This window comes from Catenulispora subtropica, assembly GCF_039531675.1.
GTDB lineage: Bacteria > Actinomycetota > Actinomycetes > Streptomycetales > Catenulisporaceae > Catenulispora > Catenulispora subtropica.
The window spans coordinates 70,123-95,860 of sequence record NZ_BAAAQM010000041.1 but is presented as its reverse complement, the minus strand read 5'-3'; the positions used below and the strand labels follow the sequence as shown (position 1 = coordinate 95,860).

General features: G+C 72.0%; 24 protein-coding genes. 4 read left to right on the top strand and 20 right to left on the bottom strand.

Annotation, left to right across the window (positions count from 1 at the left end; genetic code table 11):
- Window positions 1–359: 359 nt before the first annotated feature.
- The 13 genes from tyrS to ABD466_RS29800 all read right to left on the bottom strand — a co-directional run bounded on the left by tyrS (window position 360) and on the right by ABD466_RS29800 (window position 12,660).
- Entirely contained in the window at window positions 360–1,622 is a 1,263-nt protein-coding gene (gene tyrS / locus ABD466_RS29860) for a tyrosine--tRNA ligase (protein ID WP_344660534.1), read from the bottom strand.
- Between the two features lie 91 nt (window positions 1,623–1,713).
- The gene (locus ABD466_RS29855) at window positions 1,714–2,355 is read right to left on the bottom strand and encodes a DNA-3-methyladenine glycosylase (protein WP_344660533.1); all 642 of its coding nucleotides are present in this window, start codon (window positions 2,353–2,355) and stop codon (window positions 1,714–1,716) included.
- Between the two features lie 50 nt (window positions 2,356–2,405).
- Window positions 2,406–2,930, bottom strand: a complete 525-nt coding sequence (locus ABD466_RS29850; protein WP_344660532.1) for a protein-tyrosine phosphatase family protein — start codon at window positions 2,928–2,930, stop codon at window positions 2,406–2,408.
- A gap of 100 nt (window positions 2,931–3,030) precedes the next feature.
- Window positions 3,031–4,449, bottom strand: a complete 1,419-nt coding sequence (gene argH / locus ABD466_RS29845; protein ID WP_344660531.1) for an argininosuccinate lyase — start codon at window positions 4,447–4,449, stop codon at window positions 3,031–3,033.
- An 84-nt stretch (window positions 4,450–4,533) separates the two neighbouring features.
- Entirely contained in the window at window positions 4,534–5,742 is a 1,209-nt protein-coding gene (locus ABD466_RS29840) for an argininosuccinate synthase (protein ID WP_344660530.1), read from the bottom strand.
- A 35-nt stretch (window positions 5,743–5,777) separates the two neighbouring features.
- Window positions 5,778–6,284 carry an arginine repressor gene (locus ABD466_RS29835; RefSeq protein ID WP_344660529.1) on the bottom strand — a complete coding sequence of 169 codons (507 nt, stop codon included), beginning with the start codon at window positions 6,282–6,284 and terminating at the stop codon, window positions 5,778–5,780.
- Window positions 6,281–7,204: an ornithine carbamoyltransferase gene (argF, locus tag ABD466_RS29830; RefSeq protein WP_344660528.1), complete on the bottom strand. Its 924-nt coding sequence runs from the start codon at window positions 7,202–7,204 to the stop codon at window positions 6,281–6,283. Before argF ends, ABD466_RS29835 begins: the two co-directional genes overlap by 4 nt.
- A gap of 3 nt (window positions 7,205–7,207) precedes the next feature.
- Window positions 7,208–8,578: an acetylornithine transaminase gene (locus ABD466_RS29825; RefSeq protein ID WP_344660542.1), complete on the bottom strand. Its 1,371-nt coding sequence runs from the start codon at window positions 8,576–8,578 to the stop codon at window positions 7,208–7,210.
- Between the two features lie 2 nt (window positions 8,579–8,580).
- Window positions 8,581–9,492 carry an acetylglutamate kinase gene (gene argB, locus ABD466_RS29820; protein WP_344660527.1) on the bottom strand — a complete coding sequence of 304 codons (912 nt, stop codon included), beginning with the start codon at window positions 9,490–9,492 and terminating at the stop codon, window positions 8,581–8,583.
- The gene (gene argJ / locus ABD466_RS29815) at window positions 9,489–10,640 is read right to left on the bottom strand and encodes a bifunctional glutamate N-acetyltransferase/amino-acid acetyltransferase ArgJ (protein ID WP_344660526.1); all 1,152 of its coding nucleotides are present in this window, start codon (window positions 10,638–10,640) and stop codon (window positions 9,489–9,491) included. The genes argB and argJ overlap by 4 nt, the downstream gene beginning before the upstream one ends.
- Window positions 10,637–10,789 (bottom strand): hypothetical protein, encoded by a 153-nt coding sequence (locus ABD466_RS29810; protein WP_344660525.1) that lies wholly within the window; start codon window positions 10,787–10,789, stop codon window positions 10,637–10,639. The genes argJ and ABD466_RS29810 overlap by 4 nt, the downstream gene beginning before the upstream one ends.
- Window positions 10,786–11,814 carry an N-acetyl-gamma-glutamyl-phosphate reductase gene (gene argC, locus ABD466_RS29805; protein WP_344660524.1) on the bottom strand — a complete coding sequence of 343 codons (1,029 nt, stop codon included), beginning with the start codon at window positions 11,812–11,814 and terminating at the stop codon, window positions 10,786–10,788. The genes ABD466_RS29810 and argC overlap by 4 nt, the downstream gene beginning before the upstream one ends.
- Before the next feature lie 285 nt (window positions 11,815–12,099).
- On the bottom strand, window positions 12,100–12,660 hold the full coding sequence (locus ABD466_RS29800) for a hypothetical protein (protein ID WP_344660523.1): 561 nt from the start codon (window positions 12,658–12,660) through the stop codon (window positions 12,100–12,102).
- Between the two features lie 78 nt (window positions 12,661–12,738).
- On the opposite strand from ABD466_RS29800, the gene ABD466_RS29795 reads away from it, so the two are divergent.
- Window positions 12,739–15,672 (top strand): AfsR/SARP family transcriptional regulator, encoded by a 2,934-nt coding sequence (locus tag ABD466_RS29795; protein WP_344660522.1) that lies wholly within the window; start codon window positions 12,739–12,741, stop codon window positions 15,670–15,672.
- A gap of 543 nt (window positions 15,673–16,215) precedes the next feature.
- Window positions 16,216–16,770: an AAA family ATPase gene (locus ABD466_RS29790; RefSeq protein WP_344660521.1), complete on the top strand. Its 555-nt coding sequence runs from the start codon at window positions 16,216–16,218 to the stop codon at window positions 16,768–16,770.
- A 124-nt stretch (window positions 16,771–16,894) separates the two neighbouring features.
- Here ABD466_RS29790 and pheT read toward each other — a convergent pair whose 3' ends face one another.
- The 7 genes from pheT to infC form a co-directional block, all read right to left on the bottom strand.
- Window positions 16,895–19,396 (bottom strand): phenylalanine--tRNA ligase subunit beta, encoded by a 2,502-nt coding sequence (gene pheT / locus ABD466_RS29785; RefSeq protein WP_344660520.1) that lies wholly within the window; start codon window positions 19,394–19,396, stop codon window positions 16,895–16,897.
- Window positions 19,396–20,532 carry a phenylalanine--tRNA ligase subunit alpha gene (gene pheS / locus ABD466_RS29780; protein WP_344660519.1) on the bottom strand — a complete coding sequence of 379 codons (1,137 nt, stop codon included), beginning with the start codon at window positions 20,530–20,532 and terminating at the stop codon, window positions 19,396–19,398. The genes pheT and pheS overlap by 1 nt, the downstream gene beginning before the upstream one ends.
- A gap of 176 nt (window positions 20,533–20,708) precedes the next feature.
- Window positions 20,709–21,944, bottom strand: coding sequence for a sensor histidine kinase (locus ABD466_RS29775; protein WP_344660518.1), 1,236 nt, complete (start codon window positions 21,942–21,944; stop codon window positions 20,709–20,711).
- A 169-nt stretch (window positions 21,945–22,113) separates the two neighbouring features.
- Window positions 22,114–22,932, bottom strand: a complete 819-nt coding sequence (locus ABD466_RS29770; protein ID WP_344660517.1) for a TrmH family RNA methyltransferase — start codon at window positions 22,930–22,932, stop codon at window positions 22,114–22,116.
- 48 nt (window positions 22,933–22,980) lie between these two features.
- Window positions 22,981–23,367 carry a 50S ribosomal protein L20 gene (gene rplT, locus ABD466_RS29765; protein WP_344660516.1) on the bottom strand — a complete coding sequence of 129 codons (387 nt, stop codon included), beginning with the start codon at window positions 23,365–23,367 and terminating at the stop codon, window positions 22,981–22,983.
- Window positions 23,368–23,421: 54 nt separating this feature from the next.
- The gene (gene rpmI / locus ABD466_RS29760) at window positions 23,422–23,616 is read right to left on the bottom strand and encodes a 50S ribosomal protein L35 (RefSeq protein WP_344660515.1); all 195 of its coding nucleotides are present in this window, start codon (window positions 23,614–23,616) and stop codon (window positions 23,422–23,424) included.
- Between the two features lie 141 nt (window positions 23,617–23,757).
- Complete coding sequence (gene infC / locus ABD466_RS29755; protein ID WP_344660541.1) at window positions 23,758–24,441, bottom strand: translation initiation factor IF-3; 684 nt, start codon at window positions 24,439–24,441, stop codon at window positions 23,758–23,760.
- A gap of 435 nt (window positions 24,442–24,876) precedes the next feature.
- Here infC and ABD466_RS29750 point away from each other — a divergent pair, with 435 nt between their 5' ends.
- Both ABD466_RS29750 and ABD466_RS29745 read left to right on the top strand, forming a co-directional pair.
- The gene (locus tag ABD466_RS29750) at window positions 24,877–25,254 is read left to right on the top strand and encodes a DUF1844 domain-containing protein (protein WP_344660540.1); all 378 of its coding nucleotides are present in this window, start codon (window positions 24,877–24,879) and stop codon (window positions 25,252–25,254) included.
- Window positions 25,255–25,303: 49 nt separating this feature from the next.
- Entirely contained in the window at window positions 25,304–25,738 is a 435-nt protein-coding gene (locus ABD466_RS29745; protein ID WP_344660514.1) for a hypothetical protein, read from the top strand.

Genomic DNA, 25,738 nt, shown 5'->3' with positions numbered 1-25,738 from the left:
ATCTTAGCAGATCCTCTGCGTTTCCCGCAATTTCGCTTTTCGCTTGATTGCGATTCGCTTCGGGCGGGATGTGAATTCCCGTTCCTCGGCGGTTCCCAGACTGTATCGGACTCTCCGGCCGGCGACCAAATCGGCGCCGTCGGGGTCCGGCATCATCCGCAGACGCTGACACGGCACCTACGGAGCTTCAGTCAGCCCCATACTTGCCGTGTGGTTTTGCCGCTTCGGATGGTTACCCGGAGTGATCTCGTGGTGACGTAGATCCTGTCTGGCGGGCAACGTCTACAAAATATACGCGGAGGCGTTGCCCGCGTCAACTCCTGGCGAACAGAGCTGATCAGGTCCCGGTCGGGCCGGGGTCAGGCGCCGACTTCGACCGCGCCGAGGGTGCGCTTGCCGCGGCGCAGGACGAGCCAGCGGCCGTGGAGCAGATCGTCCGCGGTGGGGGTCTCGTCCTCGGCCTCGATCTTGCGGTTGTTCACGTACGCGCCGCCCTCGTTGATGGTGCGGCGGCCGGCGCCCCGGCTCGCGACCAGGCCGGTGTCGGCCAGCAGCTGCGCCACCGGGACCAGCTCGGCCACCTTGGTGCTGGGCAGCTCCGACAGGGCGGCGCGCAGTGTCGGCTCGTCGAGCTCGGCCAGGTCGCCCTGCCCGAACAGGGCGCGGGACGCGGCGATCACCTTCGCGGTGTTGTCGGCGCCGTGCACCAGCGTCGTGACGTCCTCGGCCAGGGCCTTCTGCGCGGCACGCATCTGCGGCTTGTCGGCGGTGAGCTGCTCCAGCTCCTCGATCTCGGCGCGGGGGCGGAAGCTGAAGACCTTCAGGTAGGTCATCACCATCGCGTCCTCGGCATTGAGGAAGTACTGGTAGAAGGCGTACGGCGACATCAGGTCGGGAGAGAGCCAGACGGTGCCGGACTCGGTCTTGCCGAACTTGGTGCCGTCGGCCTTCAGCAGCAGCGGGGTGGCCAGCGCGTGCACCGAGACGCCCTCGGCCTTGTGGATCAGGTCCACGCCGGCGGTGATGTTGCCCCACTGGTCGCTGCCGCCGGTCTGGAGCGTGCAGCCGTACTGCCGGTACAGCTCCAGGTAGTCCATGCCCTGCAGGATCTGGTAGCTGAACTCGGTGTAGCTGATGCCGGCCTCGGAGTTCAGGCGGGCGCTGACCGCGTCCTTGGCGAGCATCTTGCCGACGCGGAAGTGCTTGCCGATGTCGCGCAGGAAGTCGATCGCGGACATCGGGGCGGTCCAGTCGAGGTTGTTCACCACGGTCGCGGCGTTCGGGCCCTCGAAGGACACGAAGCGGGAGACCTGCTCGCGGATCTTGCCGACCCACTCGGCGACCGTCTCCTTGCTGTTCAGCTGCCGCTCGGCGTTCGGCTTCGGGTCGCCGATCAGCCCGGTGGAGCCGCCGACCAGGACCAGCGGCCGGTGCCCGGCCTGCTGGATGCGGCGGGCCGCCATGAGCTGGACCAGGTTGCCGAAGTGCAGGCTGGGCGCCGTGGGGTCGAAGCCCACATAGAAGGTGACCGGTCCGTCGGCGAACGCCTTGCGCAGCGCGTCCTCGTCAGTGGACAGGGCCAGCAGGCCGTGCCACTTGAGCTCCTCGACGATGTCGGTCACTTTGGTCCCTCACGGTATCGGTAGGCGGCGTACGAGCTGTCGGATACCAGCCTGCCGTATCGGGCGCCGGTCTTGCGAACGAGTTCAGGACTCAGGACGACGTGGCGGAGGTCGGAGAAGTCGCCGCACTCCCCCGCGCCCGCGGCTTGTGGGCCTTGTACGCGCTCACCGTGCGGTCGCCCTCGATCCAGAACCGCCACGGCACCTCCGCGGCCGAGGACACCCCGACGCGGGGACCGCTCACCACAGCGAAGTCGGCGGACGCGCGCTCCATAACGGTCAGCGGGCCACCGTCACACAGGTCAAGGCCGTTGTCCTCACGTGCCAGCTCCAGCGCCTTGGTCAGCCGCGCCGGTCCGCGGGCCAGATCCCGGTCGGAGGATCCGGGACGGGCAGCGCGCGCCAACTCGGCACCTTCGACGATCTCGCCGGCGCGGATGAGGACTGCCGAGCATTCCCCCTCGGGACTACATACGAAGTTGATGCAGAAGTGCATCCCATAAGTGAAGTACACATAGAGGTGACCCGGCGGACCGAACATGACCGCATTTCGCGGTGTCTTCCCCCGAAAGCCGTGGGAAGCGGGGTCCAGTGGCCCGGCGTACGCCTCGACTTCCGTGATGCGTAGAACGCGGCGTCCCTCCGCACTTTCCCGTACGAGCAGACACCCGAGGAGCTCTGGGGCCACAGTCTCGGCGGGGCGGGAGAAGAAGGAGCGCGGGACGACGGGCATGGGGAGAGTCAATCATGCGGTACTGACGACCCTGGCGGTTTCCAGACCCGTCAGTCGTCCGCGCCCAGGGCTGTGAGCTGGGCCGCGAGGTCCAGTCCCGTTTCCAGGTACGAGACGAAGTGCTCGTTGTTCAAGGCGCCTGGAGCCCGGCGTCTCCGAATCATCGCTATAGCGTCCCCCGCGGTGAGCCCACCGCTGATCAGCACCGCCGCGACGACCAGCCCCGATCGGTTCATCCCGGCGCGGCAGCGCACCAGGACGCGGTTCCCCTTCGCATAGTCCCGCGCCACAGCTGCCGCGAAGTCCTCCACCGCGCGGATCTGCCCGGCGGTCAGGGCGTCGTCCGGCACCTCCAGCACCCGATGCCGGACTCCGTCCGCCGGGCCGTGGCCCTCCCGGGAGTGGAGGCTGTAGACGGCGTCGAACTCGTCGCCGACGATCGCCAGCGTCCACACCCCGTCGGGGTCGAGGTACTCGTGGCCGCCCATCCACAGTCCCGGCACGATCTCCGACCACGGCTCGTACGGCTCGTCGTCGTGCTCGCCGCGACCGCGCGACCTGTTCTTCGTACGCACAGTGGGTTCCCCCCTACGCAGACATGCCTTCCAGAGTGCCGAAAGCGCCGCCAACCCACCATGGGCGGCGGCGCTTTGGCGCGAATGCGTCAGGAGGCGGTCAGCGCCCGGCCCACTCCCGCTGCGCCGCGACGTCCGCCGCCAGCGCGTCCAACTGCTCGGCGACCCGCTTCGGGGCGGTGCCGCCGCGGCCGTCGCGGGAGGCCAGCGAGCCCTCGACGGTCAGCACGGTCCTCACGTCCGGGGCCAGGAACGGGGAGATCTCGGCGAGCTGGGCGTCGGTCAGCTGCTCCAGCGTGATGTCGCGTTCCTCGCAGTACCGCACCGAGGCGCCGGCCACCTCGTGCGCGACGCGGAACGGCACGCCCTGCCGGACCAGCCACTCGGCGACGTCGGTGGCCAGGGAGAAGCCGGCCGGGGCCAGCGCGGCCATCCGGTCGCCGTGCACGGTCATCGTCGCGATCATGCCGGTGAACGCCGGGAGGAGGACCTCGAGGGTGTCGACCGAGTCGAAGACCGGCTCCTTGTCCTCCTGCAGGTCCCGGTTGTAGGCCAGGGGCAGGGCCTTGAGCGTGGCGAGCAGGCCGGACAGGTTGCCGATCATCCGGCCGGACTTGCCCCGGGCCAGTTCGGCGATGTCCGGGTTCTTCTTCTGCGGCATGATCGACGAGCCGGTGGCGTAGGCGTCGTCCAGGGTGACGAAGGAGAACTCCTTCGTGGTCCACAGGATGATCTCCTCGGCGATCCGGGAGACGTCGACGCCGATCATCGCCGTCACGAACGCGAACTCGGCCGCGAAGTCGCGGGCGGCGGTGCCGTCGATCGAGTTGGCGGCGCTGGCCGAGAAGCCGAGGTCGGCGGCGACCGCTTCGGGGTCCAGGCCGAGCGAGGAGCCGGCCAGGGCGCCGGAGCCGTAGGGCGAGACGTCCGCGCGCTTGTCCCAGTCCCGCAGGCGCTCGGCGTCCCGGGACAGGGCCTGGGCGTGGGCCAGGATGTGGTGCGCGAACAACACCGGCTGGGCGTGCTGCAGGTGGGTGCGGCCGGGCATGGCCACGTCGAGATGGGCGGCCGCCTGGTCGATCAGCGCCTGCTGCAGGTCGGCGATCAGGGTGGCGATCTGCTTGGCGTGGTCGCGCAGGTACATCCGGAACAGGGTGGCGATCTGGTCGTTGCGGCTGCGGCCGGCCCGCAGGCGGCCGCCGAGCTCGGCGCCGAGCCGCTCCACCAGGCCGCGCTCCAGCGCGGTGTGGCAGTCCTCGTCGGCGACGGTGGCCACGAACGCCCCGGAGACCACGTCGACCTCCAGCGCGTCGATGCCGGCCAGCATCGCGGCCAGGTCCTCGTCGCCGAGCAGGCCGGCGCGGTGCAGCACGCGGGCGTGGGCGCGCGAGCCCGCCAGGTCGTAGCGGGCCAGCCGCCAGTCGAAGTGCACGGACGCCGACAGGGCGGCCAGCGCCTCCGACGGTCCGCCGCTGAACCGTCCGCCCCAAAGCCGCAGGGTGGGTTCCGGGCTGCTCATCATTCCTCGCCGTTTCTACCTTCGGGTTCTATCTCCTGTTACCGGCTCTGGGAGCCGGAAACGGGAGGCAGAAGCGGTTGTCAACTACAGCTGTCGTGGTGTGGCCAGGTCCCGCTTGGCCGCGATCTTCGACGGCAGGCCGAAGAGCTCGATGAAGCCCTTGGCCAGCGTCTGGTCGAAGACGTCGCCGGTGTCGTAGGTCGCCAGGTTGAAGTCGTACAGCGACTCCCCGCTGCGTCGGCCGGTGACCACCGCGCGGCCGCCGTGCAGTGTCATCCGGACATCGCCGGAGACGTGCTCGTTGGCGTCGTCGACGAACCCGTCCAGGGCCCGCTTCAGCGGCGAGAACCACAGGCCGTCGTACACCAGCTCGCCCCAGCGCCGGTCCACGCCCTTCTTGAAGCGGGCCAGATCCCGCTCCATCGTGACGTTCTCCAGCTCCTGGTGCGCCGTGATCAGCGCGATGGCGCCGGGCGCCTCGTACACCTCGCGGCTCTTGATGCCGACGAGCCGGTCCTCGACCAGGTCGATCCGGCCCACGCCCTGCTCTCCGGCGCGCCGGTTCATCTCCAGGACCGCCTCCAGCGGCGTCACCGGCCGGCCGTCGAGGGCCGTGGGCACACCCGAGGTGAAGGTGATCACGACCTCGTCGGGCTCGCGCGGCGCGGCAGGGTCCTGCGTGTACGAGTACAGGTCCTCGACCGGCCCGTTCCAGATGTCCTCCAGGAAGCCGGTCTCGACGGCCTTGCCCCACAGGTTCTGGTCGATCGAGTACGGGTTCGCCTTCGTGGTGCCCACCGGCAGCCCGTTGACCTCGGCGAAGGCGATGGCCTCATCCCGCGTCATCCCGTAGTCGCGGACCGGGGCGATGCACTTCAGATCCGGCGCCAGCGACGCGATGCCGGCCTCGAAGCGCACCTGGTCGTTGCCCTTGCCGGTGCAGCCGTGGGCGACGGTGCTCGCACCGTGCTTCTTCGCCGCGGCCGCCAGATGCTTCACGATGACCGGTCGCGACAGCGCCGACACCAGGGGATAGCGGTCCTGGTAGAGCGCGTTCGCCTTCAGGGCCGGGACGCAGTAGTCGGTGGCGAACTCGTCGCGGGCGTCGGCGACCTCCGCCTCGACCGCGCCGCACGCCAGGGCCCGCCTGCGGATCGCCTCCAGGTCCTCGCCGCCCTGGCCGACGTCGACGGCCACCGCGATGACCTCCGCGCCGGTCTGTTCGGCGATCCAGCCGATGCACACCGAGGTGTCCAGGCCGCCGGAGTAGGCCAGCACCACCTTCTCAGTCATGGCTTTCCGCTCCTCGCTACCGCTGTGGTCCGTTTCTAGTTCTCTGCCGCCGACAGCAGCTTCGCAGCCAGAGCGGCGCCACCCACGGGATCACGGCTGATCAGCAGCACCGTGTCGTCGCCGGCGATGCTGCCGAGGATCTCCGGCACCGCGGCCTTGTCGAACGCGCTGGCGAGGAACTGCGCCGCGCCCGGAGGCGTGCGCACCACCACCAGGTTCGCCGACGCCTCGGCGCTCACCATCAACTCGCCGAGCAGCCGGTTCAGCCGCTGTTCGAAGACCGGTTCGGCCTGCGCGGCCACCGGGGTGCGGTCGCCGCCCTCGGCCGGGATCGCGTAGACCAGGTTCCCGGCGCCGTCGCGGACCCGGACCGCGCCGAGTTCGTCCAGGTCGCGCGAGAGCGTGGCCTGGGTGACCGACAGCCCGTCCTCGGCCAGCAGCCGGCCGAGTTCGGCCTGCGACCGGACCGAGTGCCGTTCCAGCAGCAGGGCGATCCGCTGGTGGCGCGCGGTGCGGGTCTGCGGGACCGTGGCTTCGCTCATGGGGACTCCAACAGGAAAGCAAGAAGGGCCTTCTGCGCGTGGAGTCTGTTCTCAGCCTCGTCCCACACCACGCTCTGCGGGCCGTCTATCACCGAGGCCGAGATCTCGTAGCCGCGGTAAGCCGGAAGACAGTGCAGGACTATCGCGTCCGGGGCGGCGAGCGCCAATGCGTCGTCGTCGAGACCGTACGGCTTGAAGATCTCGGCGCGCTCGGCCTTCTCGTCCTCCTGGCCCATGGAGACCCAGGTGTCCGTGACGAGCACGTCGGCGCCGGCGCAGGCCTCCGCGGCGTCGGTGGTGAAGGTGACGGAGCCGCCGGTGGCCCCGGCGATGCGCGCGGCGTCGGCGACGATGTCCGGCCGCGGCGGGTAGCCGGCGGGTCCGGCGACCCGGACGTGCATGCCCGCGGTGGCGCCCCCGAGCAGGTAGGAGTGCGCCATGTTGTTGGCGCTGTCGCCGAGGTAGGTCATGGTGAGCCCGGCCAGGGCGCCCTTGTGCTCGCGCACCGTCTGCAGGTCGGCGAGGATCTGGCAGGGGTGGAAGTCGTCGGTCAGGGCGTTGACGACCGGGACGGCGCTGACCGCCGCGAGCTCCTGGATCCGGGACTGGCTGAAGGTCCGCCACACGATGGCCTCGACCTGCCGCTCCAGCACCTTGGCGGTGTCGCCGACCTCCTCGCCGCGGCCGAGCTGGCTGCCGGCGGCGTCGATGACCAGCGGGTAGCCGCCGAGCTGGGCGATGCCGACGCTGAACGACACCCGGGTGCGGGTCGAGGGCTTGTCGAACAGGACCGCGACGGCCTTCGGCCCGGTCAGGACCTGGTGGTCCAGCGGGGCCTTCTTGAAGACGGCGGCGAGGTCCAGGACGTGCGCCTGCTCGGCCGGGGTCAGATCGTCGTCACGGAGGAAGTGGCGGACCATTGCTCAGGCGTCCTTGTCGGTGGCTTCGGCGGCTTCAGTGGTTTCAGGGGCTTCAGGGGCTTCAGGGGCGACGGCGGCGGAACCGGCGTCGAGCAGCGCGGGCAGCGCGGCCAGGAACTCGTCGGCCTGGGCCGTGGTGAGCACGAGCGGCGGGGCCAGCCGGATGGCGTCCGGCGCCGGCGCGTTGACGATGAACCCGGCCTCCAGCGCGGCCTCGGCCACGGCGGCGGAGTACGGACCGGTCAGCATGATCGCCAGCAGCAGCCCTTCGCCGCGGACTCCGGCGACGGCCGGGTGCCCGAGCCCGGTGATGCCGGCCGCCAGGTGGGCGCCGACCTCGGTGACGTTGGCCAGGATGTCGTCCCGCTCGATGGCGTGCAGCACGGCCAGTCCGGCGGCGCAGGCGACCGGGTTGCCGGCGTAGGTGGAACCGTGCTGCCCGGGGCCGAGCAGGGTCGCGGCCCGGCCCAGGCCCACGCAGGCGCCGATCGGCATCCCGCCGCCGAGGCCCTTGGCCAGGGTGACCAGGTCCGGGACCACGCCGGCGGCGGTGTGCCCGAACCACCGGCCGGTGCGGCCGACGCCGGTCTGGATCTCGTCCACGATCAGCAGCGCGCCGTGCCGGGCGGTGATCTCCCGCGCGGCCCGCAGGTAGCCGGGCGGCGCCGGGACGACGCCCTTCTCGCCCTGGATCGGCTCGACGATGAAGGCGGCGGTGGCGTCGTCGACCGCGGCTTCGAGCGCCGCGACGTCGCCGTACGGCACGAACGTCACGTCGCCGGGCAGCGGCTCGAACGGCTCGCGGATCGCGGCCTTCCCGGTGAGCGCGAGCGCGCCCATGGTCCGGCCGTGGAACGAGCCCTCGGTGGAGACCATCTTGGTGCGGCCGGTGCGGCGCGCCGCCTTGAACGCCGCCTCGTTGGCCTCGGCGCCGGAGTTGCAGAAGAAGACCCGGGCGTCGGTGCCGTTGGCGTGGCCGAGCAGCTCCACCAGCCGCTCAGCGAGCACGATCTGCGGGGCCGAGGCGAAGAAGTTGGAGATGTGGCCGAGCGTGGTCAGCTGGGTGGTGACGGCCTGCACAATCAGCGGGTGGGCGTGGCCCAGGGCGTTGACCGCGATGCCGGCCAGCAGATCCAGGTAGCGCTTGCCGTCGGCGTCCCAGACGTAGGCGCCCTCGCCGCGCACCAGGACGCGCTGGGGCGTGCCGAAGGTGTTCATCAGGGCGTGGCCGTAGCGCTCGGTCCAGGCCGCGCCGTATCCGGGTTCGACGACCGGCAGCGTGTCGTCGCCGGTCCGCCCTGTTTCCAGCTCCGTGTCGGGCTTCGTCGTCCGGTCCGTCTTCGGGTTCGCGGCCGACCCCGTCCTCGCCACCATACTCATGCCGGCACCACCATCGTTCCGATCCCCTCGTCGGTGAAGACCTCCAGCAACAGCGCGTGCGGGACGCGGCCGTCCAGCACGTGGGCGCGCGGCACTCCCCCGCGCACGGCCCGCAGGCAGGCCTCCATCTTCGGGACCATGCCGGAGGACAGCGTGGGCAGCAGCGCGGCGAGCGCGTCGGCGCTGAGGCGGCTGATGACCTCGTCGGAGGCCGGCCAGTCCGCGTACAGGCCCTCGACGTCGGTGAGGACCACGAGCTTCTCCGCGCCCAGGCCGACGGCGAGCGCCGCGGCGGCGGTGTCGGCGTTGACGTTGTAGACGCCGGGGCCGTCGGCGGCGCGGGCGATGGACGACACGACCGGGATCCGGCCGTCGTCCAGCAGGGCGTCCAGGGCGCCGGGGTCGACGGACTCGATGTCGCCGACGCGGCCGATGTCGATCGGCGTGCCGTCGACGTCGAAGCCCTGGCGCTTGACCGCCTTCATGGTGTCGGCGTCCTCGCCGGACATGCCGACGGCGAAGGGGCCGTGGGTGTTGATCAGGCCGACGATCTCCCGCTGCACCTGGCCGGTGAGGACCATGCGGACCACGTCCATGGTCTCGTCGGTGGTGACCCGCAGGCCGCCGGCGAAGCGGTGCTCGATGCCGAGCTTGTCGAGCTGGGCGTTGATCTGCGGGCCGCCGCCGTGGACGACGACCGGGCGCAGGCCGGCGTAGCGGAGGAAGACGATGTCCTTGGCGAACGCGGCCTTGAGCTCGTCGTCGACCATGGCGTTGCCGCCGAACTTCACGACGACGGTCTTGCCGTGCAGGGCGGACAGCCAGGGCAGCGCCTCCGTGAGTATCCCGGCCTTGGCCAGGGCCTCGTGCCGGCGCGCGCCGGTGCCGGCGCTCTCGAGGGTGCTCATGAGGAGTAGGCCGAGTTCTCGTGGACGTAGCCGGGGGTCAGGTCGTTGGTCCAGACGGTGGCGGACTCCCCGCCCGCGGCGAGGTCGATGGTGACCTGGACGTCGCGGCCGGTGAGGTCGACGAGGTCGCGGTCGTCGCCGACGCCGCCGTCGCGGCAGACCCAGACGCCGTTGATGGCGACGGAGACGTGGTCGGGGTCGAAGGCGGCCTCGGTGGTGCCGACGGCGGACAGGACGCGGCCCCAGTTGGGGTCGTTGCCGTACATGGCGCACTTGAAGAGGTTGCTGCGGGTGACGGCCTTGGCGACCTGGACCGCGTCCTGCTCCGTGGCGGCGTGGACCACCTCGACGGCGATGTCCTTGGTGGCGCCCTCGGCGTCGCCGACGAGCTGGCGGGCCAGGTCGGCGCAGACCTCGGTGACCGCGTTCTGGAACTCGGCGGGGTCGGGGGTGATCTCGGAGGCGCCGGAGGCCAGGAGCAGGACGGTGTCGTTGGTGGACATGCAGCCGTCGGAGTCGACGCGGTCGAAGGTGACCTCGGCTGCGTTCCGCAGGACGGCGTCGAGGGTGTCGGACTCGACGACCGCGTCGGTGGTGACGACGACGAGCATCGTGGCCAGGCCGGGCGCGAGCATGCCGGCGCCCTTGGCCATGCCTCCGACCACGTAGCCGGTGCCGTGGGCCTCGGCGGTCTTGGCGACGGTGTCGGTGGTCATGATGGCGGTCGCGGCGGCCGGGCCGCCGTCCGCGGCGAGCGCTCCGGCGGCGGTCTTGAGGCCGGAGAGCAGGGCGTCCATGGGGAGGCGGACGCCGATCAGGCCGGTGGAGCAGACGGCCACCTCGGCGGCGGAGGTGCCGAGGAGGGCGGCGGCCTCCTCGGCGGTCTTGTGGGTGTCCTGGAAGCCGGCCGGGCCGGTGCAGGCGTTGGCGCCGCCGGAGTTGAGGACGACGGCGGTCACCGTGCCGGCCTTGAGCACCTGTTCGGACCACTGGACCGGGGCGGCCTTGACGCGGTTGGAGGTGAAGACGCCGGCGGCGGCGTGGTGGGGGCCGTCGTTGACGACCAGCGCCAGGTCGGGGTTGCCGGAGGCCTTGATGCCGGCGGCGATGCCCGCCGCGCGGAAACCTTTCGCGGAGGTGACACTCATAGTTCGGCTCCCATCCGAGCTGAGATCCCCATGGCGGCGACGATGGTGCGGCGCAGGGTGCGGGCGGCGTTGGTGAGGTGGCTGGCGGGGCTGGTGGCACTTGGGGCGTTCGCGCTGTGCGCGCCGGCCGAGGTGATGGCGGTGTTCACGGCGCGATCCCGACGGTGCTCAGGCCCGTGGTCTCCGGCAGGCCCAGGGCGAGGTTCGCGCACTGCACCGCCGCCCCGGCGGTGCCCTTGGTGAGGTTGTCGACGGCGCCGATGACGACGGCGCGGCCGGCGGCCTCGTCGACCGCGACCTGGAGCTGGATGGTGTTCGAGCCGAGCACGGCGGCCGTGGCGGGCAGCCGGCCTTCGGGCAGGAGGGTCACGAACGGTTCGTCGGCGTAGGCCTTGGTGTAGGCGTCCCGCAGCTGGTCGGACCCCACGCCTGTCTTCAGCTTCGCGGTACAGGTCGCGAGGATGCCGCGCGGCATCGGCACCAGCACCGGCGTGAAGGAGACCGTCACCGGCTCCCCCGCGATCGCGCCCAGGTTCTGTGCGATCTCCGGCGTGTGCCGGTGCACCCCCGCGATGTTGTACGCGGACACGTTCCCCATGATCTCCGAGCCGAGCAGGTTCGGCTTCAGGGACTTGCCGGCCCCCGAGGTCCCGGTGGCCGCGACCACGACCACGTCCGGCTCGACCAGGCCCGCGGCCACCGCCGGCGCCAGGGCCAGCGAGGAGACGGTCGGGAAGCAGCCGGGCACGGCCACCCGCTTGGCCGTCCGGAGCGCGGCGCGCGCGCCGGGCAGCTCGGGCAGGCCGTAGGGCCAGGTGCCGGCGTGCGGGGAGCCGTAGAACTTCTCCCAGGCCGCGGCGTCGGCCAGCCGATAGTCGGCCCCGCAGTCGACGACCAGGGTCTCCGGCCCGAGCGCCTCGGCGATGGCCGCCGACTGCCCGTGCGGCAGCGCGAGGAAGACGACGTCGTGCCCGGCCAGCACTTCCGCCGTGGTGTCGGCCACGACCCGCTCGGCCAGCGGCGCCAGGTGCGGCTGATGCTCACCGAGAAGCGAACCCGCGCTGGACCCCGCGGTCAGCGCCCCGATCTGGAACTCCGGATGCCCGAGCAGCAGGCGGAGCAGCTCCCCGCCCGCGTAGCCGGTCGCGCCGGCCACCGCCGCCGTGAATGTCATGTGCATGAGAATACGGAATACTGGAACTGTATGCAAAGCGCCGTCTCGGAGGATGGACCGGACCGCCGACGGGGCGGCGAAGGCGGCGGACTACCGCTGTAGCCAGGGAAACGCGAGCTCCGGGGGGCACTCCTCATTGCTTACCTTGGCTGGTTCGCGGAAGTGGTGCCAGGTCCGATCGCATTCGCGTTGGCTGGCACAGCCGTGGTTCAAGCCGTCTTCAAGCGCGCCGGTCGGGTTTACGCGGTCGGCGCATTGCTGGCGGCGCAACGCCACGGATCGGGGCTAGAAACGGTCCGCCCCAGCCGACAACGCCGCGACGATGTCCTCCCGCTCCAACGACGCGGCGCACCAGGCGAAGTGGCCGTCCTGTGCTGACAGGGCCCGTGGCCAGGTGTCGCCGCCGGACCGCATGGCCCGCGGCTCGTCGACGACCGGCAGGTCGCGGGCAGCGGGGCCGCCGGGAATCGTGCGCAGCGCGGCCAGCACCTCCATCACACACGCGCGGCCCTGTTCAACCGAAACGGCGCCGTCGGCCAGGCGCTCGCGCAGCGTCGTGCCGGTCAGCTTCCGCTCGACTGTCACCGCCTGGCCGGGGGCGTCACCGTCGAGGACGCCGACCTCGAGGATCTCGGGGAACCTGACCGGCGACGGGTTCGCGCCCAGCTCCCTATAGAACGCCTGAAGCACGCCGAGCTCCTCAGGCCGGCGTCGGAACCACACCTTCCCGACCACGTCGTCCCCGAGGTCGTAGACGATGCCCTCCATACCCCGGCCCAGGACTCCACCGAAGCCGTAGCCGCGTTCTGTGAAATACCGCTCTTCGGCACCCGTGTCCCCAGTCACGCGGGGATGCTATCGAGCAGACCCTCTCCGAGCTGCCGAATTGCCCCTTCCATGTTCAGTCCAATACTGTCCGTGTCCATGTCAGGGGTACGGTTCGGCATCCTGGGTCCGCTGCTCGTCGAGGATTCCACCGGACCGCGCCCGATCGCCGCGGCCCGCCAACGCGCGCTGCTCGCGGCCCTGCTCCTGACCGCGCCGCGGCCCGTCGCCGCCGCCGATCTCGCCGACCAGGTGTGGAACCTGGAGCCCCCGGCCGGGGCGGCGGGGACGCTGCACAGCTATCTCAGCCGCCTGCGGACCGCGCTGGGGCCGCTCGGCGACCGCATCAGGACCCACAGCTCCGGCTACACCGTCGAGTTCGAGACCGGCGAGCTGGACGCCGACGTGTTCCGCACACTGCGCGACCAGGCCCGCGCCGCGGTGGCGAGCGGGGATCTCGCCGCCGCCGCGACCGCCTACAACGAGGCGCTCGGGCTGTGGCGGGGCGCACCGCTCGCCGACGTGCCGGGCGGACCGTGGCGTGACGACGCCGTCCGCTACTGGGACGAGCAGGAGCTGGCGACCCGCGAGGAGTTGTGCGAGGTCGAGGTGCAGCTCGGGCGGGCCGCCGCTGTGATCCCGCGGTTGCGGGTGCTGGTCGCGGAGAACCCGTTCCGGGAGCGGCCCGCGGCCCTGTTGCTGCAGGCGCTGGCCGCGGACGGTCGGCGGGCCGAGGCGCTGGCCGAGTACCAGCGAGTGCGGCGGGTGCTTGTCGAGGAGGCCGGCATCGAGCCCGGGGAGCAGCTGCGGGCCGCCTTCCACGAGATCCTGCGCGAGGACGAGGACCGTCGGCCGGCCGCGCCGCACCTGCTCCCGGCCGGGGTCGCCGACTTCACCGGGCGCGAGGAGCAGCTCGCCGCCGTGGCGGAGGCGCTCACGGCGGCCGAGCCGGGCGATCCGGCCCCGGTCGTGGTGGTCACGGGGCCGGGCGGCGTCGGCAAGACCTCGTTCGCGGTGCGCCTGGGACAGCGGCTGCGCTCGGAGTTCCCGGACGGCCAGGTGTTCGTGCGGCTCGGCGGGCTGCGCGCGCCGCGGCGGCCGGGCGAACTGGTCGCCGAGGTGCTGCGGGCGCTGGGCGTCACCGAGTTCCCAGGCGACGCGGACAAGCGCTCGGCGCTGCTGCGCACCACGCTGGCCGACCGCCGGGTGCTGCTGGTGCTGGACGACGCCACCGACCCGGCTCAGATCCGCCGCCTGCTGCCGGCCGGCGCGCCGGCCGCGGTGGTGGTCACCACCCGGCGTCGGCTGCCGGGCCTGCCGGGCCAGGTGCCGGTGGAACTGGGCAGCCTGCCGACGGAGCAGGCCGCCGCCATGCTCGCCCGCATCATCGGCGCCGACCGGGCCGCGGCCGAGCCGGAGGCGCTGGTCCGCCTGGCCGAGGCGTGCGGCGGCCTGCCGATCGCGCTGCGGATCTGCGGCGCGCGGCTGGCGCAGCGGCGGAACCGGAGCGTGGCGTCGCTGGTCGCGCGGCTGGAGACGGTCGGGCGGCGGTTGGAGGGCATCGACGCGCTGGACGAGGATGCCGACGCGCTCGGCGACACCGGAGTTGGAAACGGCATCGTGGAACCGGGAGCTGGAGACCGGCCCGAGACCGACCCCGCCGATCGCTCCGCCCTGCGCGGTCCGCTGGAGGAGAGCTACCGCGCCCTCGACTACGGCGCCACCGGTCGCGACGTCGACTTGGCGCGCGCCTTCCGGCTGCTGAGCCTGATCGGCGGCGAGCGCTTCAGTCTTCCGGCGGCCGCGGCGGTGCTGGACGTCGACGAGTTCGACGCCGACTCCGCGGTGGAGCACCTGGTCGAGGTGTCGCTGCTGGAGGCTGCGGGGTCGGACCGGTTCGCGTTCCATCCGCTGATCCAGGAGCTGGCTCGGGAGCACGCGCGGGCGAGTGACGGCGCCGGCGAGCGGGCCGCGGCGCTGGGGCGCTGGACGGCGTGGTGCCTGGCCGTGGCCGCGGCGGCGGATCATCTGTTCAACCCGAACCGTCCCAAGCTGGCGTGGGAGGCCTGGATCCCGCGTGGCGGCCCGGTGCCCTTCGACGGGCTGCCCGAGGCCGGCGACTGGTTCGACCGGGAGTCGGCGGGTCTGCTGGAGGCGGTGACGACGGCGGCCGGCAACGGCGACCACGCCACCGCCGCCGCGCTCCCTCTGGTGCTGCTGCACGGTTTCCGCATCCGGGGACGGGTGGAAGAGCTCGAGGAGCCGCTGCGGGTGGCGGTCGCGTCGGCGGTGGCCCTCGGCGAGGCGGAGGTGGCGGGTGTCCAGTTGAACAACCTCGCCATCGTCTACGGCGCGCTCGGGCGCTTCGACGAGGCCATCGCCACGTTCGCGGAGGCCGTTGCGCACTACGAGAAGGCCGGGCTGGCCGAGCGGGTGGCGCAGGCCCGCATCAACGCGGCGATCACGGTCGCGCAGAGCGGCCGGCCCGGCGAGGCCGCCGAGCGGTTGCAGTCGTCGCTGGCCGAGATCGAGGGTCTGCCGGAGACTCCGCTGCTGGCCAGCATGCGGGTGTCGGTGCTGCTCGCGCTGGCCGAGTCGCTGCGGGACTCCGGGCAGCCGGAGCGGGCGTTGGCGGTGTATCCGCGGCTGCTCGCCGAGGCGGAGGCCGCCGGCGACACCCCGCGGCTGGCCATCGCCTGGGGCAACTTCGGCAAGCTCCACGTCAAGGACGGCCGGCCGGAGGAGGGCATCGGCTCCATCGAGAAGGCGCTGGAGCTGCACCGGTCGATCGGCAACCACGACGGTGAGGGCTACGCGCTGTGGGCGCTCGGCGAGGCCCAAGCGGCCCTGGGCCGGGTCGACGACGCCCGCCGGACGTGGGTCCGGGCCCGGGAGATCTTCCAGCGGCTGGGGCGGCAGGGCTTCGCCGCGGACCTCACGCGCGAGATCGCCGGTCTCGTCGAGCTCGCCGAGCTCGACGAGCACAGTGCGGAGGACGGCCTCGCCACAGAGGACGACCGCGCCGCGGAGTGAGTTCGGGATGAGCTCCGGCCCGGGCCCGGACTGAGTACAGGAACGATCTCGGCCTGAGCACCGACCCGATCCCGTCCCCGTTCCGATCCCGGCCCCCGTCCCGCGTCCCCGAACCGCCGGCCCCGGGAGCCGACCGCGTTCGGCCGACCCCCTCGACCGGCCCAACCCGCGGCGTCCACCAAGATCGCAGTCTGCCCGCCGCCCCACGACGGGCAGACTGCGCGCTTATGGACCCCCCGGGTCCTGCCAGCCCCCGATACGGAATCTCGCAGAACCCCTCCCGGCCAGGTCCCCGACGGTGTTCCCTGGTTGACATCAATTCTCAACGCCGAGGCTTGCGTTTGGCTTGCGCCGGATGTGCGCCGACGCAAGGAGCGAGGGGAGACACGGTGATCATCGCTAGGACCGCCGCTTGCGGCACTGCGAGCCGCTGTCGCGCAATGGGGAGGCACCACGCGCCGGGTTCCAGGCGGAGCCCGGCCGGCGCCGGCCTCCGGGGAAATCGGTTGCCCGGCGGATCAAAGGTCTGAATCATCGGCCCCCGTGACTGAATCCACCGCCCTCCCCGGAGTCCTGATCATCACGGGTATGCCCGGCGCCGGGAAGTCGACCATCGCCCAGCTCGCCGCCGAGAAGCTGAACCGGTCCGCACGGATGGACGGCGACGTCGTCAACCGGTTCGTGATCGGCGGCCGGGTCTGGGCCCTGGGCGAACCCGCCGACGAGGCCGCGCGCCAGGTCGAGCTGTGCAACCGCAACCTGTGCGCGCTGGCGGCCAACATGGCCGACGCCGGCTTCACCGCGCTGATCGACTGGGTCATCCCGAACCGCGAGCAGTTCGACCTCTTCATCGAGCTGCTCGCGCCCCGGCCGGTCATGTTCGTGGTCCTGGCCCCGGGCATCGCGGCGTGCCGGTACCGCAACACGATCAGGCATCCGGACCAGCAGTTCCACTTCGAGGGCTACGACGTCCTGGAGGCCGCGATGCGCCGCGAGCTCGGGGACGTCGGCTGGTGGTTCGTCTCCTCGGAGCTGAGCCCCGAGGAGACCGTCGACCGGATCCTGCGCGACGCACCGCGGCGGGCCCTGGTGGCGTAGCGCGCCCCCGGGACACGGAAACGCCCGGCCGAGGCGAGCCCGGCCGGGCGTTTCCAGCACCTGTTTCCAGCACCTGTCTCCAGCTCCCGTTCCCGTTTCCAGCTCCGGGATCCAGAAGCCGTTTCTAGCTCCGCAGCACCGCGCCGGTCCGCGCGGCCGCCAGCGCCACCGCCTCCTCGCGTGCCGCGCTCGCCTCCTCCGCGGTCAGCGTCCGGTCCTCCGCCCGGAACCGCAGCGCGAAGGCCAGGGACTTGCGGCCCTCGCCGATCCGCTCGCCGGTGTAGACGTCGAACAGCCTCAGCGACTCCAGCAGCGGGCCCGCGCCCTCGCGCAGCGCCGCCTCCACCGCGTGCTCCGGCACCGAGGCGTCCACGACCAGTGCCACGTCCTGGGTGGCGACCGGCATCGAGGAGATCCGCGGCGCCTGCGTCAGCACCTCCTCGGCCGGGATCATCCGGTCCAGTTCGAGCTCCAGGGCGGCGGTGCGGGGCGGCAGGCCCAGTTCGGCGACCACTCGGGGGTGCAGCTCGCCGGCGTGGCCGACCAGACGCCCGTTCACCGCCAGCCGGGCGCAGCGGCCCGGGTGCCAGGGCTCGTGCTGGTCCTGGGTGACCTCCAGGTCGACCCGGCAGGCGTCGGCGATGATCCGCGCCGCCTGGATCGCGTCCTGCCAGCCGGCCGGGCGCCCGGCGCCCCACCAGCCGGCCGGCTCGCGCAGGCCGGACAGCACCACGGCGACCCGCCGCGGCTGGTGCGGCAGCGCCGCGTCCAGGGTGGCCAGCTCCTCGTCGGTGGGACGGCGCTCGACCGTGAGCCGGGGCGCCACCGGGGCGGCGTCCCGCTTCGGACGGAACACCAGGCCCTGCTCGAACAGCGCCAGGTCGCCGGAGCCGCGGCCGACGTTGCGCCGCAGCGCCGCCAGCAGCCCGGGCAGCAGCGTCGTGCGCATCGACGGCTGCTCCTCGGAGATCGGGTTCGCCAGCGGCACGGTGTTGCGCCGCGGGTCGTCCTCCGGCAGGCCGAGCGCGTCCAGGTCGGCCGGCCCGAGGAACGGGTAGGCGATCACCTCGACGTAGCCGGCCGAGGCCAGCGCCGTGCCGACCCGGCGGCGGATCCGCTGGGCGTGGCTGTAGCCGGTGCCCGCGCCGGCCCTGGGCAGCGTCGAGGGCAGCCGGTCGAAGCCCTCCAGCCGGATGACCTCCTCGGCCAGGTCGTTCGGGTCGCGCAGGTCCGGGCGCCAGCTCGGCGGCGTGACCACCAGGTCGTCGTCGCCGGAGGGCGCCAGGTCGCACCCGACCTGGGTGAGACGCGTCTCGACCTCCTCGCGGGTGTAGTCCACACCCGCGACCCGGCCCGGGTACGTCCACGGGATCGTCATCGGCGCCGGCCGCGTCGCCGCGCCGACCACCGTCACGCCCGCGTCGGCGGTGCCGCCGGCCAGCTCGACCAGCAGGTCCACCACGCGCTGCGCCGCCGCCGCGGCGGTGGCCGGGTCCGCGCCGCGCTCAAAGCGCTTGGACGCCTCGGAGAACAGCTTGTGCCGCCGCACGGTGCGCGCGATCGACGTCGCCTCGAAGTGCGCGGCCTCGATCACCACCTCGGTGGAGCCGTCGTGGATCTCGGTGGACGCGCCGCCCATCACGCCGGCCAGGCCGATCGGCCCGGAGTCGTCGGTGATCAGCAGGTCCGCCGGGTCCAGCTGCCGCTTGGCGCCGTCCAGCGTCTCCAGCACCTCGCCGGCCCGGGCCCGCCGCACCACGATCGCCCCGGACAGCCGCTGCCGGTCGTAGGCGTGGATCGGCTGGCCCAGCTCCAGCATCACGTAGTTGGTGACGTCGACGATCAGCGAGATCGGCCGCATCCCGGCCATCTGCAGCCGCCGCTGCATCCACAGCGGCGACGGCGCCTGCGGGTCGATGCCGGTCACGATCCGAGCCACGAACACGTCGCAGCCGGCCGGGTCCTCGACCACCACGGGGTAGCCGCCGTCGTTCGCCTCCGGCGTCGCCAGCCCGGCCGGGTCCTGGAACGGCACCCCGAACCCGATCGCCGCCTCGCGCGCGATCCCGCGCAGCGACAGCGCGTATCCGCGGTCCGGGGTGATCTCGAACTCGATGACCTCGTCGTCCAGGCCCAGATAGGCGATCGCGTCGGCGCCCACCGGCGACTCCGCGGGCAGCACGATGATGCCGCTGTGGTCGTCGCCCAGGCCCAGTTCGCGCGCCGAGCAGATCATGCCGTCGGAGTCCCGGCCGTAGGTCTTGCGCGCGGCGATCCGGAAGTCGCCGGGCAGCACCGCGCCGGGCAGCGCGACCACGACGTGGTCGCCGACCGCGAAGTTGCGGGCGCCGCAGACGATCGACTGCGGGTCCGCGGCCGAGCCCGGCCCCTCGGCCGCCGCCGTGACGACGACGCGGCAGTGCCGGATCGGCTTCTTGAACTCGGTCAGCTCCTCGATGGCGACGACCTCGCCGACGACCAGCGGCCCGGTCAGGCCCTCCCCGGCGTGCTCGATGGTCTCCAGCTTGCCGCCGCCGGTGTCGGTCAGCTTGTCCGCGACCGCGAACGCGGTGGTCCCGTCCGGCAGCGCAACGTAGTCCTGCAGCCAGGAGTAGGGGACGCGCATCAGATCTCCATCCCGAACGGGAGCGTGAAGCGCACGTCTCCCTCGATCATGTCCCGCATGTCCTGGACGTTGTTCAGGAACATCAGGCTCCGCTCAAGGCCCATCCCGAAGGCGAACCCGCTGTAGCGCTCGGGGTCCACGCCGCACGCGATCAGAACGCGCGGGTTGACCATGCCGCAGCCGCCCCACTCGATCCAGCCCTCCGAACCGCAGGTGCGGCACGGGTTCTCGGGGTCGCCCACCGAGGCGCCCTTGCACACGAAGCACTGCAGGTCGACCTCGGCCGACGGCTCGGTGAACGGGAAGAAGTGCGGACGCAGGCGGGTGACCACGCCGTCGCCGAACATGGCGGTGGCCCAGTGGTCCAGGGTGCCCTTCAGGTCCCCCATCGTCAGGCCCTCGTCGACGGCCAGGCCCTCGATCTGGCTGAACACCGGGGTGTGCGTGGCGTCGAGCTCGTCGGTGCGATAGGTGCGCCCCGGGGAGACCACGTAGACCGGGGCGCCCTGCGCCAGCAGCGTGCGCGCCTGGACCGGGGAGGTGTGGGTGCGCAGCACCAGGCCGCTGGCCGTGTTCTCGCCCCCGGCGCCGTCCTCCTTGCCGGCCACGAAGAACGTGTCCTGCAGGTCGCGCACCGGGTGGTCCGGCGGGAAGTTCAGCGCGTCGAAGTTGTACCACTCGGCCTCGACCTCGGGGCCGTCCACCACCTGGTAGCCCATGGCCACGAAGATGTCCGCGATCCGCTCCTGGATCGTGGTCAGCGGGTGCCGGGCGCCGCGCGGGGCGCGGTCCCACGGCAGGGTGACGTCCACCGCCTCCTCGATGAGGACGCGGGCGTCCCGCTCGGCCTCCAGCTGCTCCTGCCGCTCGGCCAGCGCCTGCTTCACCGCGCCGCGGGCCTCGCCGATGCGCTTGCCGGCCTCGGCGCGCGCGGCCGGCGGCAGGGCGCCGATCTCGCGGTTGGCCAGGGCCAGCGGGGCGCGGTCGCCGGCCACGGCGATCTTCACCTGGTGCAGTTCGTCCAGCGTCGCCGCCGCGGTGATCGCGGCGAGCGCGTCGGCCCGGTGGCGGGCGACCTCGTCCGGCTTCACCGCCTCGACTTCCACCGGGTCGTACGACTTGTTCGGTGCCGACATGTTGTTGACGTCTCCAAGGATTCACGGCCCCGCGAGCTCAGCAGGGCACAGCCGAGTCTAGAGGGGGTATCGGGCGAACACGGATTCCGCCCGCGCTGTGACACGGCGCGAGTAGGCGAACAGGCGGAAAGACGTTCGGGAACGCGGAGCAGCCCGCGCGTCGGGCCGGGGCGGCCCTACGCGACGGGCAAGGTAAATCGGAAGCGGGCGCCACCGGTGGCGGCGTTCCCGGCGGACACCACACCGCCGTGGGCTTCCACGAGCCCCTTCACGATGGAGAGGCCAAGGCCGGTCCCGCCCCGGCGGCCACCCCGGAAGAACCGGGTGAAGACGCGAGTGAGCTGGTCCTCCGGGATCCCGGGACCTTCGTCGCTCACCGCAACCGCCACGCTCGACACACCTTCAGTATGGAGACTGTCCGGGTGGGACCGGTCGTCCTCGGCCCGAGCCTCGATTGTGACAGTTCCTCCGCCGTGGCGCACGGCGTTTTCCAGAAGATTGGCCAGTACTTGGCGGAGTTTGTCCGGGTCGGCGGAGACCGCGGGCAGCCCGCGCGGAACCTGGATGCGGAACGTCTCCTCCGGCACGCCCTGCGCCACGCAGGCCCGCACCTGATCGGTGATCAGCTCGTGCAGGTCGACCGGGACGCGGCGCAGCTCCATCCGGCCGGAGTCCAGGCGCGCGACGTCGAGCAGCTCGGCGATCAGGCGGACCACGCGGTCGGCGTCGGCGTCGACGGTCTGGAGCATCATGCGCTTCTGGTCGTCGGTGAACCGGTCCCAGCGCGCCAGCAGAGTCGCGGTGAAGCCCTTGACGCTGGTCAGCGGGGAGCGCAGCTCGTGGGCGACGGTGGCGATCAGGTCGGCCTGCCGGCGGTCGCGACGGCGGCGCAGCTCGGTGCCGCGCAGGGCCAGCACGAGGCCGGTGACCGGGGTGGAGCGGCCGTCGCGGCGCAGGTAGCGGGCGGTGACGAGGAGTTCGGTGCCGGTCTCGGGGTCGATCGCGGCGGCATCGGAGAGGAGAGGAATGCGCGTATCAGGACCGGCATCAGCGCCGATGTCAGCGTCGGCATCCCCGTCGGCACCGGCACCGTCGCCGGGCATCAGCCACAGCGGTACCTCGGGATGCCCGGTCCTTATGCTCAGCCCGCCGTAGGGGTCGGTGAGGCGCCACCAGTCGCGGCCGTCGGAGGTGCGCAGGGGCAGCACCTCGGTGAAATCGCGGCCCAGCGCGTCGTCCGCGGCGATGCCGGTGAGGGCCGAGGCCGCGCGGTTGAAGACCCGCACCACGCCGCCGTCGTCGGCGGCGACGAACCCGTCCGGGAGGTCGTCGGGCACCAGCAGGCCGTCGAGCGCGCCGGCGAACAGGCGCATGCCGCGCCCCGCCTCGCGTGCCCCGACCGATACGGTCACCTGACGGTCCTCCTGCCTGCCCGCGCCGTCCTCGCGCTGTGCGTCTTTTGCGTCACCTTCCGTCGATCCGCCACACTATCGTTCCGCCGCGACGGATCACGGGCTACCGGTGGCGGGCCATTCGCCACGGTGACCGCCTGCGGACTCGGGAGGGACTCGCGAGGGACGCTCAGCGCTGCGCCCGGGCAGAGGAATATAAGCACACTGCTGCCGCCGTCGCCAGGTTGAGGCTTTCGGCGCGGCCGTGGATGGGCACCCGCACCGCCTCGTCGGCCAGGCCCAGGAGCTGCTCGGGCAGACCCCAGGCCTCGTTGCCGAACAGCCAGCAGGTGGGCTGCGCCAGGCGGCCGGCGTCCAGCTCGTCGTCCAGGTCGGCCGCGCCGGTCCCGTCCGCGGCGAGAATCCTCAAGCCCGCCTCACGCAGAGCGCCGACGGCGTCCTCGGCGGTGACGCCGACGGCCACCGGGACGTGGAAGAGGCTGCCGGCCGAGGCGCGCACCGCCTTGGGGTTGTAGACGTCGACCGACTCGGCGGTGACCACGACCAGGTCGGCACCGGCGGCGTCGGCGCAGCGGAGCACCGTGCCGGCGTTGCCGGGATCGCGGACGTGGGCCAGGATCGCGACCAGCTTCGGCCGGTGCGCGGCGAGGTGCGCCTCCAGCGGCACGTCCAGGAAGCGGCACACGCCGATCAGACCCTGCGGCGTGACGGTCTCGCTCAGCGACGCGACCAGCTCGGGGGTGGCCGGAGTGATCTTCGCACCCTGTCGGCGGGCGGCGGCGACGATGTCGTCGTGGCGGTCCGCGGCCTCGCGGGTGGCGAACAGCTCGACCAGCACGCCGTCCAGGTCGGCGGCCTCGCGGACGGCCTGCGGCCCCTCGGCCAGGAAGAGTCGCTGTCTACTTCGATACGACCGCGAGGCGAGCCGCCGGGCCGCCACCGCGCGGGGTGCGCGCTGGTTGGACAGCTCGGGACTCGCCTCGCTCATCGCTTACCGTGCCGATCCTCGAGGTGGGGCTTCAGATCGGAAGGCTGCTCAGGCCGCGGCCTTGGGCGCGTTCACGTCGGAGGGCAGCGCCTTCTTCGCGACGTCGACCAGGGCGCGGAAGGCCTCGGCGTCGTTGACGGCCAGCTCGGCCAGCATCTTGCGGTCGACCTCCACGTTCGCCAGGTGCAGGCCCTGGATGAAGCGGTTGTAGGTCATGCCCTCGGCGCGGGCGGCGGCGTTGATGCGCTGGATCCACAGCCGGCGGAAGTCGCCCTTGCGGTCCTTGCGGTCGCGGTAGGCGTAGACGAGGGAGTGGGTGACCTGCTCCTTCGCCTTGCGGTACAGCCGCGAGCGCTGGCCGCGGTAACCGGCGGCCTGCTCGAGGACGACGCGGCGCTTCTTCTGGGCGTTCACTGCCCGCTTGACGCGTGCCATTGTTCTATCTCCTGCTCAGTAACTAGGTCGGGGGGCGTTGCGACGCGGGGCGCCTCAGCGGCCGAGCAGCCGCCGGACGCGCTTGACGTCGGACTTGGCGACCTCGACCTCGCCGGTCAGACGGCGGGTCAGCTCCGAGGACTTGCGCTCGAAGTTGTGGCGCATGCCGGTCTGGCCGCGCATGATCTTGCCCGAGCCGGTCACCTTGAAACGCTTCTTGGAACCGCTGTGGGTCTTCTGCTTCGGCATGGCGCCGCTTCTCCTTCACATGGGGCGGATCCGTGGGGGTGTCCCCGCACGGATCCGCTCTCGCTCTACGCTCCGGCCGGCCGCCGCGCTGGATTCAGCGTCGGGCGGCTCCGGCCCGGAGCCCGTCCGGCCTGACCGGGGTCAGGACTGCTCTTCTGTCGCGGCGTCGGCGGCCGGCTCGGCGGCGGTCGCCGTCGTCGCCGACTCGGCACCCGGAGCCTCGGCCTCCGCGGGCGGGGCCTCGGACTCGGCGGCCGGGCCGCCGGCCTTGCGCTGCTCCTTGGCCGCGCGGGCCTCGGCCATCGCCTCGGTCTTCTTCTTGTGCGGGCCGAGGACCATGATCATGTTGCGGCCGTCCTGCTTCGGCGCGAACTCGACGAAGCCGAGCTCGGCCACGTCCTCGGCGAGCTTGCTCAGCAGCCGCCGGCCGAGTTCGGGCCGGGACTGCTCCCGACCGCGGAACATGATGGTGATCTTGACCTTGTCCCCGGCCTTCAGGAACCGCACCACGTGACCCTTCTTGGTCTCGTAGTCGTGCGGGTCGATCTTCGGGCGGAGCTTCATCTCCTTGATGACCGTGTGCGCCTGGTTCTTGCGCGCCTCACGGGCCTTCAGGGCGGACTCGTACTTGTACTTGCCGTAGTCCATGACCTTGACGACCGGCGGGCGCGCGGTCGCGGCGACCTCGACCAGGTCGAGATCCTGCTCCTGAGCCAGCCGGAGCGCGTCCTGGATCGACACGATGCCGACCTGCTCACCGTTGGGGCCGACCAGCCGCACTTCGGGAACGCGGATCCGGTCGTTGATACGGGGCTCAGTGCTGATGGGGCCTCCTACGTTTTGGGCTCTTCGCCCGGCTCTGTTCGGTACGCGGCTCCTGCGCGGAAAACACAAAAGCCCCGCACGACATGCATGCGAGGCTCCACCACCGGACTGACCGACACTCGGAACGCGCTACCCTTCGGCGTGTACGCCGACGGACGCAGCCCCGAGTGTGAGGCTGTGTGACCGGAACCCGTCCGCCCGAGGGCTGACCAGGTGGGAGATGGATCTCCGCTTGCGGATCGGGGCACACACGAGCATGCCCGGATCGGTCGTGGAACCGATACTAGCAGCTTCCGCGGGGCGGCCGTGACACGAGGTCACCGACCACGGCGTGGGAAGCTGGACCGGCACAGGACAGATCCGCCGCAAGGAGCCGCAGTGACCGACAACACCCCCAGCGCCTCGGACATTCCCGCCGCCGACGCGATCGGCACCCTGGCGGACGACCTGGGAGCCGACCTGGGAGCCGACCTCGAAGCCGACCTGGCCGAGCAGCGCGACCTGGCGGACGTCCCGGCGGTCGAGGTCATCGGCACCCTGGCGGTGCACCTGATGAGCGCGGCCGCGGTGAAACTCGGCCTGGCCGAGAACGGCGAGGCCGACCTGGACCTGGACGAGGCCCGCAAGCTGATCACCGCACTGGCCGGCCTGATCACCGCGGCCGCCCCGGAGATCGGCTCACAGCACGCCGCACCGCTGCGGGACGGTCTGCGGACGCTGCAGCTGGCGTTCCGCGAAGCGTCGCCGTACCCGGACGAGCCGGGGCAGGGGCCGGGCGAGAAATTCACCGGGGCGGTTTACGCGCGGTCGTAGGTTCGGGCTCCTGGAGGGACCGTGGGGTCTTTGCTGAAAGGATCCCACCGTGACGCTTGCGTGGATACCTCTGGCCTCAGGGCGCGACATCGAACTGAATCGCTTGGAGATCTTCTCGACGTACGGCGGGATGCTCGAGGGCTATCCCTGCGCGTTGATCAACGACCGGCTGCTTTCGGCGCTGTCCAAGCGACCTGAGAGCCCCTTCTGGACACCTCCGGTGCACGTGATCACACCGCCGCGCAGCTACCCCGAGCCAAAGGCGGCACGGGCGTTCGGGCCCGTCGAGGTCCTGCCCGGGACGTACTGCCGTGGCGCGTTTCAATCGGACCGCGTCGACGAGCGACTCGACGACGTGCTCTACCGGTCGTACCTCACCGTGGTCTGGTTCCAGGAAGGACTTGACGGGACGGTTGCCGACTTCGTCACCGCCGCCTTATCCAGCCTCCAGTGGGAGCAGTTCGCCGAGGACAGCGAGTTGTAG